We start from the raw sequence: 16,382 nt of genomic DNA, 5'->3' as shown, positions 1-16,382 counted from the left end.
GCATTCATTGATCAGGTCAAGAATCACAGGGATACGACGTTTTTGAAAGATAACATCCTTCGCAACTTCCAGTCATATGGACGACGCGCTGCTTTTGTCCCGCTTTTGATGGCGGGAACGATGCTGGCTGCGTGTTCATCGGACGAAGGATTGAATATTCTTGGCTTCGGTTCGGGGACGGATGATGTTGTCGCGCAAGATGGTCTGCAATCGACAATCCCGTACACGGTGGAAATCACCGGCATCGATCCGCTTGAAGAAGACTTGATTGCAGCGTTGGATGCGGTAAGCACCGCACGTCGTTTACAATCGCGGCCAACCGCATCGCGTGCCGGGCTGCAACGCCGCGCCGAAGACGATATCGAACGGTTTCAGGCGGTCTTGCGATCCAGCGGGTTCTATGACGGTCAAATCACGTTTGACATTCAAGAGAAGCAAGTAGAACAGCCCGGCGAAGCCATCGATCAAAGCAATGCGGATGCGGAGCAGGATGATGCCGTCATGGCGTCAGATGCGTCAGATGCGACAGATTCCAAAGATCCGAAAGACCCCAATGATCCCGGTGCAGAGGTCAAAGGCCCGACCCCGGTTGTTTTGACCTATATGATCGATGTCGGCACACCTTATCTGATCTCGTCGGTTGATCTTGTGGTGACCTATCCTGATAAGGTGATTGAACGGTCGGCAACGGATGCGGAACTTGAAAAGACCCGTCTTCAGATCGGACAGCGCGCAACAGCACAACCGATCATTCTGGCCGAACAGTACGGCGTTGATATCATCCGTGAACAGGGATATCCGTTGGTCAAGGCGACCAAGCGGACGATCATGGCCGATACCGCCCAAAAAACCATATCGATCAAATACGGCTTTGAAACCGGTCCGCAGGCAAATTTCGGTGCCGTGACCGTCAATGGGGCAGATGAAGTCGATGCCGATTTTATCGCCGGATACCGTAGTTGGGAAGCCGGTGAACGCTATAGCCCCGAACAGGTCCGGACCACGCGCCGCGATCTGGCGCAAACCAATCTGTTTGATAGCGTGATTGTCAAAGTTGTCGGGCCCGTGGGCGAAAGCGGTGAAATCCCCGTTGAGTTCAATGTGGTTGAACGCAAAATGCGGTCCATCGGTGGCGGGGTCGATTTTTCGACCGCAGACGGGCCGGGGGCGAATGCATTTTGGGAACATCGCAATCTGTTTGGTGCGGGTGAAAAACTGCGGCTTGGGGCCGAGGCATCGGGGTTTGAGCAGGGGCTGACGGCCGAGTTTCGTAAACCGCAATTCTTAAGCCGCCGTCAGGCGCTTGTTGCCGATGCGAATGCGAAAAACAATGATACCGACGCCTATCAGGGTGAAACCGTTGACAGCTTTGTCGGGGTTGAGCGGCCCTTGGGCGAAAACTGGTCGACGACACTTGGCGTGACGGCGGAATATTCCGACCTGACAGGATCAGATTCACCGAACGAGCAATTCTATCTGGCGGGTTTGCGTGGCATTTTACGCCATGATAACACTGACAACCCGCTTGATCCGACCGAAGGCACGCGCTTTGAAATCAATGTCTCGCCCTATATGGGGCTGACCGATAAGGACACCAATTTCACATCGGTTTCGATTGCGGGATCGCAATATTTATCGATTGATGATGATGGTGATTATGTGGTTGCCGCCCGTGCCCGGACGGGCACAATCATTGGGGAAGAACGCGGCGATTTACCATCAAACAAACGGTTCTATTCCGGTGGCGGCGGATCGATCCGTGGCTATGAATACCAGAAAGTTGGCCCGCTGGCCGATGACGGTGATCCAATCGGTGGGCGGTCTGTACTTGAAGTCGGGTTCGAATTCCGGGCCCGGGTGACGGAAAGCTTCGGGATTGTCCCGTTTGTTGAAGGCGGAAATGTCTATGCCCGAAGCGAGCCGGAAGACATCGATCTTCTGTGGGCGGCGGGCCTTGGTTTTAGATATTACACCGCTGTCGGGCCGCTGCGCTTTGATGTTGCTGTGCCGCTTGATAAACGTGAAAATGTTGATGACGATTACCAATTCTATATCAGTCTGGGGCAGTCATTTTGACGAAGACTGAACATCCTTCTGCGAAGAATGCCAAGCCAACAAAACGCCGCCGTTTGATCAAAAAATGGGGGCGATATGGTGCCTATGGGATCGCGGGCATTGTGCTTGGGACTGCGGGCTTGGTCGGACTGGCGGGCACAGGGCCCATCCTTCGTTTGGCAACACCTTTCATCAATGAAACGGTATCGCTTGCAACAGACAGCAAGTTTGAAATTGGCGATGTTGAAGGCAGCCTTTGGACCGGGCTGACATTGGATCACTTGGTGATGGACCGTGCCAGTGACGGGTTCCATTTTGACCTTACCGAAGCGGTGTTTGATTGGTCGCCCTTGGCCTTGTTCTCCGGGCGTTTGCAGATCAACCAGATCGGCCTTGCCAGTGCGAATATCATTCTGCCTGATGGAACTGTTTCGCAAGAACCCGAAGAAGAAGAAACTGACGAAGGCGGTGGGTTTTCCTTGCCCTTGGCGGTTTCGATTGATGCGTTGGAACTTGGTGACATCGCGGTGGTTGATCCCGCATCGGGCCACAGTTTCCTTTATACGCTGAGCGGTAAGGCGGCAGTCGGCAAGAACCTGTCAGCAACGGCGGTTCTTGATTTACAGCCCCGTGATAGCGGGACGGACCGGCTGGCGGTTGATCTTGATTTTGATGGTCCGGCACAGCGTCTTTCAGCGAAAATTGACGGTGAGTTGGGACGTGACGGGATAGTCATGACCCTGGCCGGGCTTGGTCCGAATGTTGCCACCGATATCAAAATAAGCTTGGCGGGTGATGGCCCGGCAAATGACTGGCACGGTAAGCTTGATCTTGCTGCGGACGGATATGCGGCCCTTGTCAGTGATATCGGGGTTCAATTGTCATCGGAGACAGTCGGGTTTTCGCTTGATGGCGGGCTTGAGACGTTTGAGCGGATCACAGATACGCTGCCCGAAGCATTGCGTCAGAAAATCGATCTTGGCGTTACCGGGGCGTTTAACAACGCAGAGCAAAGCCTGACCTTTGATCGGTTATCCGTTGCGATGGCCGGGGCTGCGGACTTAACCGGGACGGCTTCACTTGATTTTGAAAAAAGCCAGTTGGCGGCGGATGTCGATGCAAATATTGATCCGGCCCTTTCGGCATTGATTGAAGATGCCGTGACGTGGGGGCAGCTCGGCGTTTCGATTGACGCCAAGGGCGATCTTGCCATGCCCGGTCTTGATGTTGCGATCAATGCGAAGGATGTCAAAACGCCTGTTTCATCCATTTCAAGCGTTCTGGTCAGCGCAAACATGCCCGCACCTAGCAGCGATGATAGCGACATTCAAGCATCCCTTGATGTGTCGACCACGGGCAGTGTTTGGGATGATGGTGATCTTGCAGCGTTTTTGGGTGAAGCGCAGGAACTTTCGCTTAAGACAGTCATCGCGTCAGATTTTTCGCAAATTTCCGTTTCTGATCTGGTGTTGAACGCACCTGAAATGACGCTTCGTGGGAATGCGGAGCTTGATGAGGCGTTTGCTGTTTCCGATGCCAAGCTTGTTGGCGATGTTGCCGATCTTGCGATCTTTGCGCCCATTTCCGGTCTTGATCTGCGCGGGCAGGGGCAGGTGGTGCTTGGTAATCTGTCTTGGTCCGAAGATACCGGTGCCAAAACGGATATTACGATTTCAGCAACCGAAGCCGGATTTGGCATTGCCGATCTGGATCGCATTGTTGGGCCAGCTCCGACGATTACGGGTACGGTCGCATTGCTGCCCAATCTTGATCTGGCGATTGATCTTGCCGCGGTTGATGCCGCAATGGTCAAAGGACCGGTCAAGGTTGATATCACCGATGAATTTGAACGCCTGATGGTAAAGGGTGATTTTGATATCGCCTCAGGGGTTGTTCCGCCCGATATTGGTGTTTCGATTGCGCCAAGTACGCTTTCGGTGTTGCTTGACGGGAACATTGCCGAACCACCCGGGCAGATTGATTTGCGTGTGCCAAGTCTTGAGGCCGGAGGGCAAAGTTTTGACGATGTGCGTCTTGCGACAAAGATGGAATGGTCGAAACAATCGGTTCTATCCTTGGTCAATAAGGTGCAGTTTGGCTTATCCGGACGGCCTTATGATCTGGCGGCGAATGTTGTCCTGCCATCGGACGGGTTGAAGGTTGAAGGCATTACTCTTCGCGGCGATCATTTGAATTTGGCGGGTGAAATTGCCCTTCCGAATTATGAGCCGCCGCTTCGGGGCAAGATCGCACTGACCAATCTTGATGCGGAAATGCTGGCTGATTTCGGGGTGCCGTTGGCGAATGGCACGGTGACGGCGGATGTCGGTTTTACCCCCGATGGTGCGCGTCAGACCGTGACGTTAAGCGCCCTTGCCAAAGGGTTGCGCATGGCCGGTGAAACCGATGCCAATCCGGTCATGATCGAAGACGTGCAGATCGCTGCCAGCGTCGGGAATGCCTTTGACACACCGGAAATTTCAGCCACGCTTGACGGGCAGGATATTGTTGCGGATGCCTTGGCAATCAAGGGCATAACGCTTGATGTTCAAGGTGGACTTGATGCGCTTGGCATTTCATTGACAGGTGATGGCGTTTATCAGGGCAATGTCCCGTTAAAGACCGATCTTGCGGCCGAGATTGCCCTTGGTTCTGATATCAGTGTTATGGCCAACAAGTTTGATATCGCCATCGGCGATCAATCCATCGCACTTCGAAAACCGTTGCAGGTGGTTTTGGCAGAAGATGGGCGTCAGCGAGTTCTCGCCGATCTTAAAATTGGCAGCGGTCAACTTGTGGCGACCCTTGATCAGGAAGCGGGCCAAAAATCGATTGCCGGGGATGTGGCCCTTAGTGATGTTGATCTTGGCCCGTGGGGGCGGATTGCCGGTTTTGACGGGCTGAGCGGTATTGCGAACCTGAGTGCAAGTTTGCGTGAAACCAAGGGTTCATTACCCACAGCCAATGTCAAAGGCCAGATCACCGGGATTTCGGCCAAGGCCGTCAAAGGGATCAAGCCGTTTGAAATGGTCCTTGATCTGGACCTTGGCGACGGTTCCATGGTCGGCAGCGCATCGCTTGGCAATTCGGATGCCAAAATTCTTTCGGCAGACGGAACTGTGCCATTGCCGATTTCGGTATTGCAGCAGGAATTTAGCCCGGATTTGACCGCGCCTGTTTCCGGCAAGGTAAGAATTGACGGTGAAATTGCCGAATTCTGGCCCTATGTTCCGGCGCCCGATCACGTTGTTTCGGGCAACATCAATCTTGCATTGGATGTTGGTGGAACGTTGGATGATATCGAATGGAAAGGCGATGTTGCACTTGCCGACGGTCATTACGAAAATCTGGTGTATGGCACCATCCTTGATCAGATGACCTTGAAGGGGGATTTTGATCAAAACGGTCTTTCCATTCCGGGGATTACAGCAACGGATGGCGGCAATGGCCGGGTAACGGCATCGGTCGATCTTGAGATCAAAGACGGCGGCGAACTTGCCTATGACGTGGCGGCCAAGCTGAACAATGTTGCCGTTTCGCGCAAGGATGAGCTTTTGTTCTGGGCGGATGTCGATACGACTGTGACCGGCAACCAGAATGCGGCGGACATTAAAAGTACGGTGACTGTGCAGCGGGGCGAGGTCGATCTGACATTGGCATTGCCGGAATCCGTCCCAACCATTGAAGTCGCCAATCTGCCAACTGCGGATGAAAAGAAAAAAGCCGAAGAGGCCGAAGAAGAAGGCAGTCAGTTTACCGGTAACCTTGATGTGACGGTCAATGTGCCCGGACGGTTGTTCGTGCGCGGCAAGGGGCTGGATTCCGAATGGGGTGGCGAGTTGGAAATTACGGGCACTACCGATGAGCCAATCATTGTCGGGCAGCTTTCAGCGCTTCGTGGTCAATTGGATATCATCGGGAAAACCTTTGTGATCAAGGATTCCAAAATCACCTTTGCCGGTGGATCGCCGCCAGATCCGATGTTGGACATTAAAGGCGTTTACACCACGGATGATCTGGAAGTTTCGGCCGGTTTTCAGGGACCGGCAAGCGATCCTGAACTGGTGCTGACATCCAACCCGTCCTTGCCGGAAGACGAAATTTTGTCGCAGGTTTTGTTCGGGAAATCACAAGGCAGCCTGAGTGCGGTTGAGGCCGTGCAGCTTGCCAGTGCGCTTAACGAGCTTTCGGGTGGGGGTACCGGCCTTGATGTGGTTGGCAGTGTGCGCCGCTTTATCGGGGCAGATGTGCTGCAGGTTGGTGGGGGTGAAGACGGGCCGGAGGTCAAGGTTGGAAAGTATCTTGCCGATGGGGTTTATGTTGGCACCAAGGCCGGGGCAACGCCGGGATCAAGCGGGGTTGAAGTCGAAATTGAAGTCACCCCGAGCATCAGTGTGACCAGCGAGACCACCGAAATCGACAGCAAGGCCGGCGTTCAATACCGACTGGATTATTAATCCAGAACAAGATCGCTGATATCGACCAATGCCCCGTGGCGGCAAATAACCCGACCGGCGACTTTCTGGGCGATGGTGATGGCATTTTCAGTGCTTTTGCCCTGCGACTTTGCCGCCAAAAATGCGCCGTTAAAAGAATCACCTGCCGAAGTTGTATCGACAATGTCACTGATGATTGGTGGGGTTATGGTGCCGGAATTGTTGGCATGATCGCACCAATAGGTCGGATCGCCACCGGATTTTACAATGACCTGTTTGGCCCCGGAATCCAGCCAGCGGCGACCGGTATGTTCTGCGGAGATGTCACCAAAAAGGGCGGCATCATCGTCATGGGTCGGAAGGATCGTATCGCAAAGCGGGGCAACCGCCTGATAGGCTGCAATCGCGGTTTGATCATCTTGCCAAAGACGCGGGCGGTGATTGGTGTCGAAATAAACTTTCCCGCCTTGTTTGGCGTACTCACCAACCAGATCAATCATTTTCAAACGGTCATGAGCGCTCAGGATCGCAAGGCTGATCCCGGACAGATACATTCCGTCAAACCGGTCAAAAGCAGATTTGATTTTGGCATCGTGCCCGTTGGCCAGAACCTGTTTGGCAGCGGCCTGATCGCGCCAATAGGAAAAGCTTCGTTCGCCTGCATGGTCGGTTTGGATGGTGTACAGACCGGGCAGGGCACCATCGATCTGTTGCACAAGATCGGTCGCAATCCCGTCTGATTGCCATGCGGCCATCATCGCGGTGCTATAGGCATCGACCCCAAGGGCGGTGATATAGGCCGCATTGTCTTTGGCATTTTGATCAAGCAAGCGGCTGGTGCGGGCCATATAGGTCGCCGCATTTAGCGTATCACCGGCAAATCCAAGTTTTGCCGCGCCAAAAACCGATCCCGGCAGCGCGCCGGAAAGTTCAAGCATGCATTCACCGATAAACGCGATTTGCGGCATTTGGAAACCTTTGATCTTGGATGCGGACGGGCAGGGTAAATGGATGGCAGAAACGCGTTAATCGCCAATCGGTTGGCGTCCCGTTGGCGGGTTGAACATCAGAAGCGATGATCTGATGCGGCGCAGCTTTTCCTTGGCCTGATCTGGCATGCGCCGGGCAACGGCGGTTGCGATGACGTCAATCGTTGCCAGAAACGCGTGACGGGTTGCGGTTGGCTTATAGATATCGGGGTTTTCGGGCATCTCGATCCCGATCACCAGATCACTTTCGGCGGCAAGCGGGCTGTCGGGATTGGTCAGGGAAATGACCTTTGCGCCATATTGCCGGGCAATGGCGGCCGAATGGATCAATTCGGTCGGGCGGCCACTGGTCGAGATGGCAAAAACAACATCATCCGGGCCAAGGGTGGAGGCCAGCATGCGCTGCAAATAACCATCACTTTGTGATTGGGCCGGAATGCCAAGGCGGAAAAACCGGTTGGCGGCATCAAAGGCGACGGTGGTCGATCCACCCCCGACGCCAAAAAATGCAATCTGGCGGGCTTTAACCAGAATGTCGGCGGCCTGATCGACCTGATCTGGTGAAATCTGATCACGCAGCAAGCGCAGGTTATCAATGATCACACTCAGCACGTGATTTGAAAGAACGTCTGCGGCAGTGGTGTCATCCGAAATATCTTCGGATGTCAGATACTGCATGCTGACCGCAAGGTTTTGCGCCAGACGCATTTTAAAATCACGAAATCCGTCACAGCCCAATGTGCGGCAGAACCGGATGACGGTCGGTTCGCTCACCCCGACATTATGGGCAAGATCGGACAGGGCGATGGTGGTGACTTCTTCAAGATGCTCGCTGATATAGTCAGCAACCTGCTGTTCGCGGTTCGGGAATTTTCCCGACTGGCTGCGCAGTAAGCTGATGATATCGGCGGTTGGTTGCATCGATCTGATCCGGTTCTGTTTCATAGACGGGCAGGGGTGCCATGACTGTACATCGCAATGGCACCCCCTTGGGAAATATCACTATTCCGGCTTGTAGGCGATAGCTTCAATTTCAATCTTGGCGTCTACCATCATTTGGGACTGCACGGTCGAGCGTGCAGGACGTTCACCGGGGAAGAATTCGGCATAGACGCGGTTAAAGGTCCAGAAGTCACGCGTATCGGCCAGCCAGACATTCATTTTAAACACGTCATCAAGCGTGCAGCCGGCAAGGGCGAGGGCAGATTTGACGTTTTCCATGGTCAAACGGGTCTGATCTTCGATGCCGCCATAGGCAATTTCACCATTTTCTTTCATGGCGACCTGACCGGAAATATAGACGTAGTCGCCAGCGCGAACAGCGGGTGAGAACGGAAGTTTCTGTCCACCGGCACCGCTGCGTTCATTGCCGTAATGTTTGATCGCCATGGAAAATCTCCTGCTTTGGCTGAGGAGGGTGCATCAAAAACAGCACCCGTTTTAAAATGTAGTTTAACTACCTAAATCAGCTTTCTACATCCGTCAATAGCGGATAATTCAGCAAGTAAGCGTGAAAAATATGTAGACAAGCTACAAAATTATCCTAAGAATGTAGAAAAATTACATAAAAGATTCATCAGCGGAGAGTTTGGCGAAGATGGCATTACGCCGTGTTGAAACCACAGCAGCAACCTTAAGTCGGTCCCTTAACTGGGTGGTCGAGCGCATCATTGCGGTCTTGATGCTTGTCCTTGTTCTGGACGTTTGGCTTGGGGTTATTGATCGATACATTTTTCACTGGCAATTGCCCTGGCCAGAGGAGCTTGCCCGTTATCTGATGATTTGGGCAGCACTTCTGGCGATCTCGGCGGGGATTGCGCGGCGTGAACATATCGGTATTGGCATGTTTGTCTTAACACTGCCGATGCCGATACAGCGTTCGATCCTGTTCATGGTCGATCTGATTGCGCTTGCGGCCTTCCTGTATCTGGCGATCTACGGGTTTGGTTTTGCCGAAAGCGGCATGCGCCGTCAGGCCATGATCTTTGGCATGTCACTTGCCATTCCCTATGCCGCCGTGCCGGTCGCAAGTCTGATCGCAGCCATTCAGCTCCTTCTTGTTGCCTTGCGTGATCAGGGCCGCTTCATCCCGGTTGATCTTACGGAGGGCGCGGAATGATCGTCGCCATTATCTTTGTTGTTTTGATGGTTCTGGGCATGCCGATCGGTTTTGCCCTTGGTGTGGCGGGTGTGGCTGGCCTGTTTGATATGGGCGGGGGGATCTTCTTGTCCCAGGGCCCAAGCAAGGTGTTTAACGGCCTGAACGTTTTCCCGTTCCTTGCCATGCCGTTCTTTATTCTGGCTGGTGAAATCATGAACCATATCGGCATTACCAGCCGGTTGGTGCATTTCGCACAGGCGCTTGTCGGGCATTTGCGCGGCGGGCTTGCCCATACCAACATGCTGGCATCTGTTTTCTTTGCCGGACTGACCGGGGCGGCGACCGCGGATGCGGCCGCATTTGGTAAAACACTTGTCCCGGCCATGGTCGAACGTGGTTATCGCCGTGATTATGCCTGTGCCGTAACCGCAGCCGGATCAATCATTGGTCCGACCATTCCGCCATCCGGTTTGATGGTGGTTTACGGGTCCCTGATGGGGGTTTCAATCGGTGGGCTGTTTGCCGCGGGGATTTTGCCCGGTCTGATGATTTGCCTGATCTGCATGACGGTTATTGCAGTCACGGCACGGTCCAAGAACCTTCCGAAAAATGAACGTCGTGCGTCGCTTTTGGAAGTCTGGCGGATTTTCAAATCATCGATTACGGCCCTGATCATGCCATTGATCATTCTGGGCGGAATTTTAGGCGGGATTGTCACCCCGACCGAGGCGGCATCGGTTGCGGTTGCATATGCGCTGTTTATCGGTGTGTTTGTCTATCGTGCGCTGAGTTTTGCCGATTTCTTCAAGATGCTGGTGCGGACCGCGCGCGTGACGGGGGTGATTTTTGTCATCATCGCCTTTGCCTCCATTCTTGGCTGGTGGCTGAGCTTTAACCGCATCCCGCAAGAAATCGCAGAGATCGTTCTGGGCGTTTCAGATAATCCCTACATGGTGATTTTCATGATTGTCGGGATGCTTTTAATGATCGGCATGGTGATGGATATCAACGCCATCCTGATCATTCTGGCCCCGGTTCTTGTGCCGCTTACCGTTCAGATCGGAATGGATCCGATCCATGCCGGGATCATCTTTGTTCTTGCCCTTAACATCTCGCTGATGACGCCACCCGTCGGGGCCTGTCTGTTTGTGCTGTCATCTGTCACCGGTGAAAAGCTTGAAAAAATTGCCGCACAGCTTTGGCCATTTTTGTTGGCCGAGCTGGGCGTACTGTTCCTGTTTGCCTTCTGGGCGGACCTTGCACTCGCGATACCGCGATTGTTGGGGTTCCGATAGGCCAAGGCAATTGAAATATCCCCGGTCAGGTCCGGGCCGGGGGCGCGATAAAATAATGTCGGACATCATAAAGTCGTTAAATCAAGGAGAGGTAATAATGAAAACCGTAAAGCGTTTGAGCGCAGCAGCACTGGCAACTGCGATGCTGATGGGCAGCACGTCGATGGCGTTTGCCGAGCCAAAAGTTCTGAAATTCGCACATGACAACAAGACCGACCCGTTTGAAAATCCGGCACATGCCTGTACCGCTGTTTTCGCCAACATCGTCGAAGCCGACACCAATGGCGAAATCAAGGTTGAAGTTTATCCGTCCAACCAGCTTGGTTCGGCTGCCGAGCATGTTCAGATGGTCCGCGACGGGGTTATTCAGGGAACGCTGACATCAACCGGTGCGCTGGCATCCTATTATCCGCGTATCGATGTTTTGAACCTTGCCTTTGCCTTTGACAGCAACGCGTCGACCTATGACGTGTTTGATGGTCCGTTTGGCGAAGCCTTGGCAACCGACATCGAAGCCACCCTTGCCGATGTGAAGGTTCTTGGTTTCCCCGATACCGGCGGGTTCTTTGCTGTGACCAACTCCAAGCATTCGATTGCAACGCTTGAAGATTTCAAAGGCATTCGTGTGCGCACCATGTCCTTGCCGTCGCACCAGAAAATCATGCAGGCACTGGGTGCAGAAGCCTATCCGATGGCATGGGGCGAAGTTTATGCCGGTCTTCAGACCGGTGTGATCGATGGCCAGATGAACCCGGTTCCGACCGTGACCTTTGCCAAGTTCAACGAAGTGCAGGGTTACTTGACCCTGACCAATCACTTGTTCTCGCCTTACACCATGATGCTGTCCAAAGCATTCTGGGATGACCTGACCCCGGATCAGCAGAAAATCGTTCGTTACGCTTCACAGTCTTGCGTTGTTGCAAGCCGTGGTGTGTCACGCGTGATCGAGGCATCGGATCGTGGTCTTGCCGGTCTGAAAGACAAAATGGAAATCACCGCTTTGTCAGCAGAAGACCGTCAAAAATTCAAAGAGGCAACCCAGCCGGTCGTGATCAAACACGTTCAGGAAAGCCTTGGCGATGAAGGTGTTAAGTTGCTTGATCTCTTCAAAACCGAAGTCGAGAAAGCAAACGCAAACCGCTACATGGAATAATCCATGCCATTTGCCAAAGGGGCGGGGTTTCTCGCCCCTTTGGATCCTTTACGTCCAATTCAAAAGACCAAAACCAAAAACAAAGGCACGGGCCATGCGGATTTTTTGCGCCTCGATTGCAACCGAGACAAATACATTTTCACCTTTACGTACTGATTTTTCCGATTTTCAGGAAAGCTTTTACGCACCACCGGGCCAGCATCCGGTCACCCCGACACTTTGCAGTGCCGTCTTTACCGAAGGCCGCCTTCGTGCGGCCAAAGAAGGTTGGGATTTGATCGAAGGTACTGCGACCTGGGCCGAGCCGGGTGGGTTGGTTAACCGGGCAACATATGAGCAGCTCCGCGACGAAGTTCTGGGCCAGTTGCGTGCCGCAATGCCGGTTGACGGGGTCATTCTTGGCCTTCATGGTGCAATGGTTGCGCAAGATTATCTCGATTGCGAGGGGGATCTGATTTCGCGTATTCGCGACATGGTCGGACCGGATGTTGTGATTGGCACCAGCTTTGATCCACACAGCCACCTGACCGATCTGCGGATTAATAATTCAGATATCATCGTTGCGTTCAAAGAATTCCCCCATACCGATTTCGTTGAAACCGGACGGGCTGTGGTTGATCTTGTCTTGCGGACCCTGCGCGGTGAAATTACGCCGACCAAGGCGGTTTTTGATTGCCGCATGATCGAAGTTCTGCCGACATCGCGCGAACCGATGCGGTCCTTCATCGACCGGGCCAAGGATATGGAAGGAACGGGCGATATATTGTCGGTTTCCTTTATCCACGGTTTCATGGCCGGTGATGTTCCCGATCTTGGGGCCAAGGTGATTGTGACGACCAACAATAACCTCACGGAAGCCAAGCAGATTGCAAACGACCTGGGGGTCGAGCTGTTTGGTTTCCGTGGGGCCACCCGGCCGAGTTTCCTGACCCCGGATGCGGCACTTGATCAGGCGTTGTCATCGGATGCCAAACCGATTGTCCTGACCGATGTGTGGGATAATCCGGGCGGCGGCGTTCCGGGCGACAGCACGATTTTCCTGCGGGCGATCATGGAACGCGGGCTTAGCGATTTTGCTGTGGGGACCTTGTGGGACCCGATGGCGGTGCGGACCTGTTTTTCTGCGGGCGAGGGGGCGACATTGCCGCTGCGTTTTGGTGGTAAAACCGGAGCCAACGCGGGAAGCCCGATTGATGCAACCGTCAAAGTCAAAAAGCTTGAACGGGCAGCCTGGCAGTATTTCGGTGAAAGCATCGTCCCGCTTGGCGACTGTGCGGTGATTGAACTGCCTGGTGGCGGCGAGGTGATTTTAAACACCAACCGGTCGCAAAGCTTTGATCCCAGCCTGTTTTCGAATATGGGCATTGATCCGACATCGAAAAAATATCTGTTTATCAAATCGACCAATCACTTCTACGATGCCTTTGCCAAGATCGCGGGCGAAATCATCTATGTCGATGTGCATGGTCCATATCCGTCGGATCCGAAAACCAACGGATATCGTCATGTGAAACGCCCACTTTGGCCGATTGTCGATGATCCGTTTGCCGCCAAGGCAAGCTGATCTGCCAGTTGTACTCTTCGCGTCACCACCGAAAGCCAAAGGACGTTTTTCATGACCAAATCACCGCAATATCCCGATCTTGATACGCCCTGCGCGGTGATCAATCTTGATGTGGTTGATCGCAATATCAATGCCTATCAGGCATATTGCGACAAGCACGGCATTGCGTTGCGTCCCCATATCAAAACCCACAAAATCCCGGCCTTTGCCAAACAGCAACTCGATGCCGGGGCCAAGGGCATTACCTGTCAGAAAATTGGCGAGGCCGAAGTCATGGCCGATGCCGGGATTGATGACATTCTTTTGACCTATAACGTGCTGGGCGCGCGCAAACTGGCCCGGCTTCGGGCTGTGTTTGACCGTGTGTCGGTTTTGCGTGTGGTGGCGGATAATGAAACCGTCATCACCGGATTGTCACAGGCGTTTGCCGATAGTGCCAAGCCATTGGAAATTCTTGTTGAATGCGATACGGGTGGGGGGCGTTGTGGTGTGCAGAGTCCGAAATATGCTGTCGCCCTTGCGCAAAAAATCGACAGCCTTCCGGGGATTTCATTTGCCGGCCTGATGACTTATCCGTCAGCAGGTGGCGGGCCGAAAGTTGACGGGTTCTTTGGCGATGCGATGGCAATGTTCGATGCGCTTGGCATTGCCTGCCCGATCAGAAGTTCTGGCGGCACACCTGATATGTGGAAGGCGCACGAAGTGCCCAATGCGACGGAGCATCGCATCGGGACTTACATTTATAACGACCGATCCCTGATGGCGCGCGAGGTTTGCGGTGAAGATGACTGTGCGCTTCGGGTTCTGGCCGAGATCGTATCGCTTCCGGCACCGGGACGTGCGGTTATCGATGCCGGATCAAAAGTTCTGACATCTGATCTTTTGGGGTTAGAAGGATTTGGCTATGTCGTCGGGCATCCGGAAGTCGATGTGGTCGGACTTTCCGAAGAACATGGCGTTTTACATTTCGAAGCCGATTTGACGCCGTTTGAAATTGGCGAACGGATCGAAATCATTCCCAACCATGTTTGTGTGGTCAGCAACATGCTTGATCAGGTGCATCTGGTGCGCGGCGATACGATCAAAACCGTTGATGTATCCGCCCGTGGCAAGGTTCTTTAACCTAAAACAGACCGCAAAATAGCCCCGGTCATTACGCCGGGTCGTGATTGGGAAGATAGCCGGTAAAGCCGGTAATCAGCCACTTTCCACTATCCTGTTGTTCGCAATAGTAATGCGTTTTCCAAAGCAGACGGTCTTCGGATCCGTCTGCTTTTTTAATGCGGCCGTTAAAATGTTTGCGGACCAAGGCCCGGTTGCCGGTGATGTCGATTTTTTCAAGGCTGGTTGCGCGAAAGACCCCGTCATAAAGGTCTTCGGCATAGTCAATTTCCTGTGCGGCCACGGCTTGGCGCACCCATTCATCGCGATACGCATCAAGATCAGGGAACAGCATTTGCCAGACATCCGGATCATCGGACTTACAGGCATCAATCGCATAAAACCCGTCTGATTTGAAATCATCGGCAACCATTGACCAGTCCGCAGCGACAAAGGCGGCGATATCGCGCGGCACCAGCATTTCCCAGATTTGAGTGCGGTCTGTGTCAGACGGGGGAAACGGGCTTTGATTTGTCGGGCGCATGGGTGTCTATCCATTTGATCTGAAAATGCTTTAACCCATTTTCGCATTCCCGTAGACGCTGTTCAATCATTGAAGGCATATCGGCGCATAAATAGGGATAATTTATGCGAAGTGATTGCAAACAGGATGAAATTGAAGAAAGATCATGAAACAACACCGGAATATGTATCGATTAGACCCATAAAGCCGAGGTACCAATGAGTTGGGGTGGTTTCACATCTGCAGAACTGGAATGGCAATATAATCCGCGCGAAACCGTGCCGGAATTCATGACCCATTTCGAACGGTTCGTGAAGCTGTCTGATGAAACGCGTGCACAGCTTGGCGGCAAGCTTGATATTCGGTTTGGCGATGGGCCGAAGGAAACCATGGATGTCTTTATGGCGTCTGATCCCGGGGCGCCGGTTCATGTGTTTTTCCATGGCGGGTATTGGCGCAGTCAGGACAAAAAAGATTACGCCTTTGTCGCGCGGGATCTGGTTGCGGCGGGTTTTACCGTGATTTGCCCGAACTATGATCTTTGCCCGGATGTGACGGTTGCCGATATCACCGATGAGGCGGTGCGGTGTATCGAATATATTTATCGCAATGTCGAAGAATTTAACGGCGACCGCGACCGTATTTCGATTTCCGGGCATTCGGCCGGGGGCCAAATCGTCGCGCGTTTGGCAGGCCATGATTGGGAAGAACTTCTTGGGGATGCCATGCCGTTTTCGGCCGTGGTACCGATATCGGGCGTGTTTGACCTTGAGCCCATTCGTCACACGACGATGAATGATGATATCCGGTTGGATGCAGCGGCGGCGGCGGATAATTCACCAATGCTTGACGCGGTTGCGATCAACACCCGCATGATGGTGGTGGTTGGCGGCAATGAAAGCCCGGAATTCGTGCGTCAAAGTGATGCTTACGGGGCCTATTGCGGCAGTGCCGGGCTTAAGGTTCCGGTCTATAAGGCATGGGGGGCGAACCACTTTACCGTGCTTGAAGAACTGTTTTTGGGAACCGGGTCACTGTTTGGCCACTTTAAGCGGTTCTTGCAGTCTTAAGATCAGGCATATCGGCCAAATATCGAGCAAAAACAGCATAAAAAACTGTTGCTCTTCCTGTGACGCTGTCGGTGCGACGTGTTATAAAACAACGT

General features: G+C 53.3%; 12 protein-coding genes. 8 read left to right on the top strand and 4 right to left on the bottom strand.

Annotation, left to right across the window (positions count from 1 at the left end; all coding sequences use genetic code 11):
- Positions 1-42: 42 nt before the first annotated feature.
- Positions 43-2,076, top strand: a complete 2,034-nt coding sequence (locus RIC05_RS18755) for an autotransporter assembly complex protein TamA (RefSeq protein WP_350046051.1) — start codon at positions 43-45, stop codon at positions 2,074-2,076.
- A complete protein-coding gene (locus tag RIC05_RS18750; RefSeq protein ID WP_350046050.1) occupies positions 2,073-6,512 on the top strand; it encodes a translocation/assembly module TamB domain-containing protein in 4,440 nt (1,479 codons plus the stop codon). Before RIC05_RS18755 ends, RIC05_RS18750 begins: the two co-directional genes overlap by 4 nt.
- Here RIC05_RS18750 and RIC05_RS18745 read toward each other — a convergent pair.
- The 3 genes from RIC05_RS18745 to RIC05_RS18735 all read right to left on the bottom strand — a co-directional run bounded on the left by RIC05_RS18745 (position 6,509) and on the right by RIC05_RS18735 (position 8,869).
- Entirely contained in the window at positions 6,509-7,459 is a 951-nt protein-coding gene (locus RIC05_RS18745; RefSeq protein ID WP_350046049.1) for a sugar kinase, read from the bottom strand. The genes RIC05_RS18750 and RIC05_RS18745 overlap by 4 nt on opposite strands.
- A 57-nt stretch (positions 7,460-7,516) precedes the next feature.
- Positions 7,517-8,401, bottom strand: coding sequence for a MurR/RpiR family transcriptional regulator (locus RIC05_RS18740; RefSeq protein ID WP_350043485.1), 885 nt, complete (start codon positions 8,399-8,401; stop codon positions 7,517-7,519).
- 81 nt (positions 8,402-8,482) lie between these two features.
- Positions 8,483-8,869, bottom strand: a complete 387-nt coding sequence (locus RIC05_RS18735; protein ID WP_350043486.1) for a RidA family protein — start codon at positions 8,867-8,869, stop codon at positions 8,483-8,485.
- 208 nt (positions 8,870-9,077) lie between these two features.
- Between RIC05_RS18735 and RIC05_RS18730 the strand changes: the two genes are divergently transcribed.
- The 5 genes from RIC05_RS18730 (at position 9,078) to RIC05_RS18710 (ending at position 14,715) form a co-directional block, all read left to right on the top strand.
- Positions 9,078-9,599 (top strand): TRAP transporter small permease, encoded by a 522-nt coding sequence (locus RIC05_RS18730; protein WP_350046048.1) that lies wholly within the window; start codon positions 9,078-9,080, stop codon positions 9,597-9,599.
- Positions 9,596-10,876 carry a TRAP transporter large permease gene (locus tag RIC05_RS18725; RefSeq protein WP_350046047.1) on the top strand — a complete coding sequence of 427 codons (1,281 nt, stop codon included), beginning with the start codon at positions 9,596-9,598 and terminating at the stop codon, positions 10,874-10,876. Before RIC05_RS18730 ends, RIC05_RS18725 begins: the two co-directional genes overlap by 4 nt.
- A 97-nt stretch (positions 10,877-10,973) precedes the next feature.
- Positions 10,974-12,029 (top strand): TRAP transporter substrate-binding protein, encoded by a 1,056-nt coding sequence (locus RIC05_RS18720; protein WP_350046046.1) that lies wholly within the window; start codon positions 10,974-10,976, stop codon positions 12,027-12,029.
- Positions 12,030-12,123: 94 nt separating this feature from the next.
- Complete coding sequence (locus RIC05_RS18715; RefSeq protein ID WP_350046045.1) at positions 12,124-13,593, top strand: M81 family metallopeptidase; 1,470 nt, start codon at positions 12,124-12,126, stop codon at positions 13,591-13,593.
- A 51-nt stretch (positions 13,594-13,644) separates the two neighbouring features.
- On the top strand, positions 13,645-14,715 hold the full coding sequence (locus tag RIC05_RS18710; RefSeq protein WP_350046044.1) for a D-TA family PLP-dependent enzyme: 1,071 nt from the start codon (positions 13,645-13,647) through the stop codon (positions 14,713-14,715).
- Positions 14,716-14,746: 31 nt separating this feature from the next.
- On the opposite strand, the gene RIC05_RS18705 is transcribed toward RIC05_RS18710, so the two are convergent.
- Positions 14,747-15,238 (bottom strand): hypothetical protein, encoded by a 492-nt coding sequence (locus RIC05_RS18705; protein WP_350046043.1) that lies wholly within the window; start codon positions 15,236-15,238, stop codon positions 14,747-14,749.
- 197 nt (positions 15,239-15,435) lie between these two features.
- Here RIC05_RS18705 and RIC05_RS18700 point away from each other — a divergent pair, with 197 nt between their 5' ends.
- Entirely contained in the window at positions 15,436-16,287 is an 852-nt protein-coding gene (locus tag RIC05_RS18700) for an alpha/beta hydrolase (protein WP_350046042.1), read from the top strand.
- The last annotated feature ends 95 nt before the right edge of the window (positions 16,288-16,382 follow it).

The sequence above is a fragment of the Thalassospira sp. genome (assembly GCF_040218635.1).
In the GTDB taxonomy this organism is placed as follows: Bacteria; Pseudomonadota; Alphaproteobacteria; order Rhodospirillales; family Thalassospiraceae; genus Thalassospira.
This window is presented reverse-complemented; position numbering and strand designations above follow the sequence as displayed.

What these genes read in the sequence shown, in the direction of transcription:
- RIC05_RS18710 (WP_350046044.1), top strand. Translation starts at nt 13,645, where the DNA reads ATGACCAAATCACCGCAATATCCCGATCTTGATACGCCCTGCGCGGTG.
- RIC05_RS18705 (WP_350046043.1), bottom strand. Translation starts at nt 15,238, where the DNA reads ATGCGCCCGACAAATCAAAGCCCGTTTCCCCCGTCTGACACAGACCGC.
- RIC05_RS18740 (WP_350043485.1), bottom strand. Translation starts at nt 8,401, where the DNA reads ATGCAACCAACCGCCGATATCATCAGCTTACTGCGCAGCCAGTCGGGA.
- RIC05_RS18735 (WP_350043486.1), bottom strand. Translation starts at nt 8,869, where the DNA reads ATGGCGATCAAACATTACGGCAATGAACGCAGCGGTGCCGGTGGACAG.
- RIC05_RS18725 (WP_350046047.1), top strand. Translation starts at nt 9,596, where the DNA reads ATGATCGTCGCCATTATCTTTGTTGTTTTGATGGTTCTGGGCATGCCG.
- RIC05_RS18700 (WP_350046042.1), top strand. Translation starts at nt 15,436, where the DNA reads ATGAGTTGGGGTGGTTTCACATCTGCAGAACTGGAATGGCAATATAAT.
- RIC05_RS18720 (WP_350046046.1), top strand. Translation starts at nt 10,974, where the DNA reads ATGAAAACCGTAAAGCGTTTGAGCGCAGCAGCACTGGCAACTGCGATG.
- RIC05_RS18745 (WP_350046049.1), bottom strand. Translation starts at nt 7,459, where the DNA reads ATGCCGCAAATCGCGTTTATCGGTGAATGCATGCTTGAACTTTCCGGC.
- RIC05_RS18715 (WP_350046045.1), top strand. Translation starts at nt 12,124, where the DNA reads ATGCGGATTTTTTGCGCCTCGATTGCAACCGAGACAAATACATTTTCA.
- RIC05_RS18730 (WP_350046048.1), top strand. Translation starts at nt 9,078, where the DNA reads ATGGCATTACGCCGTGTTGAAACCACAGCAGCAACCTTAAGTCGGTCC.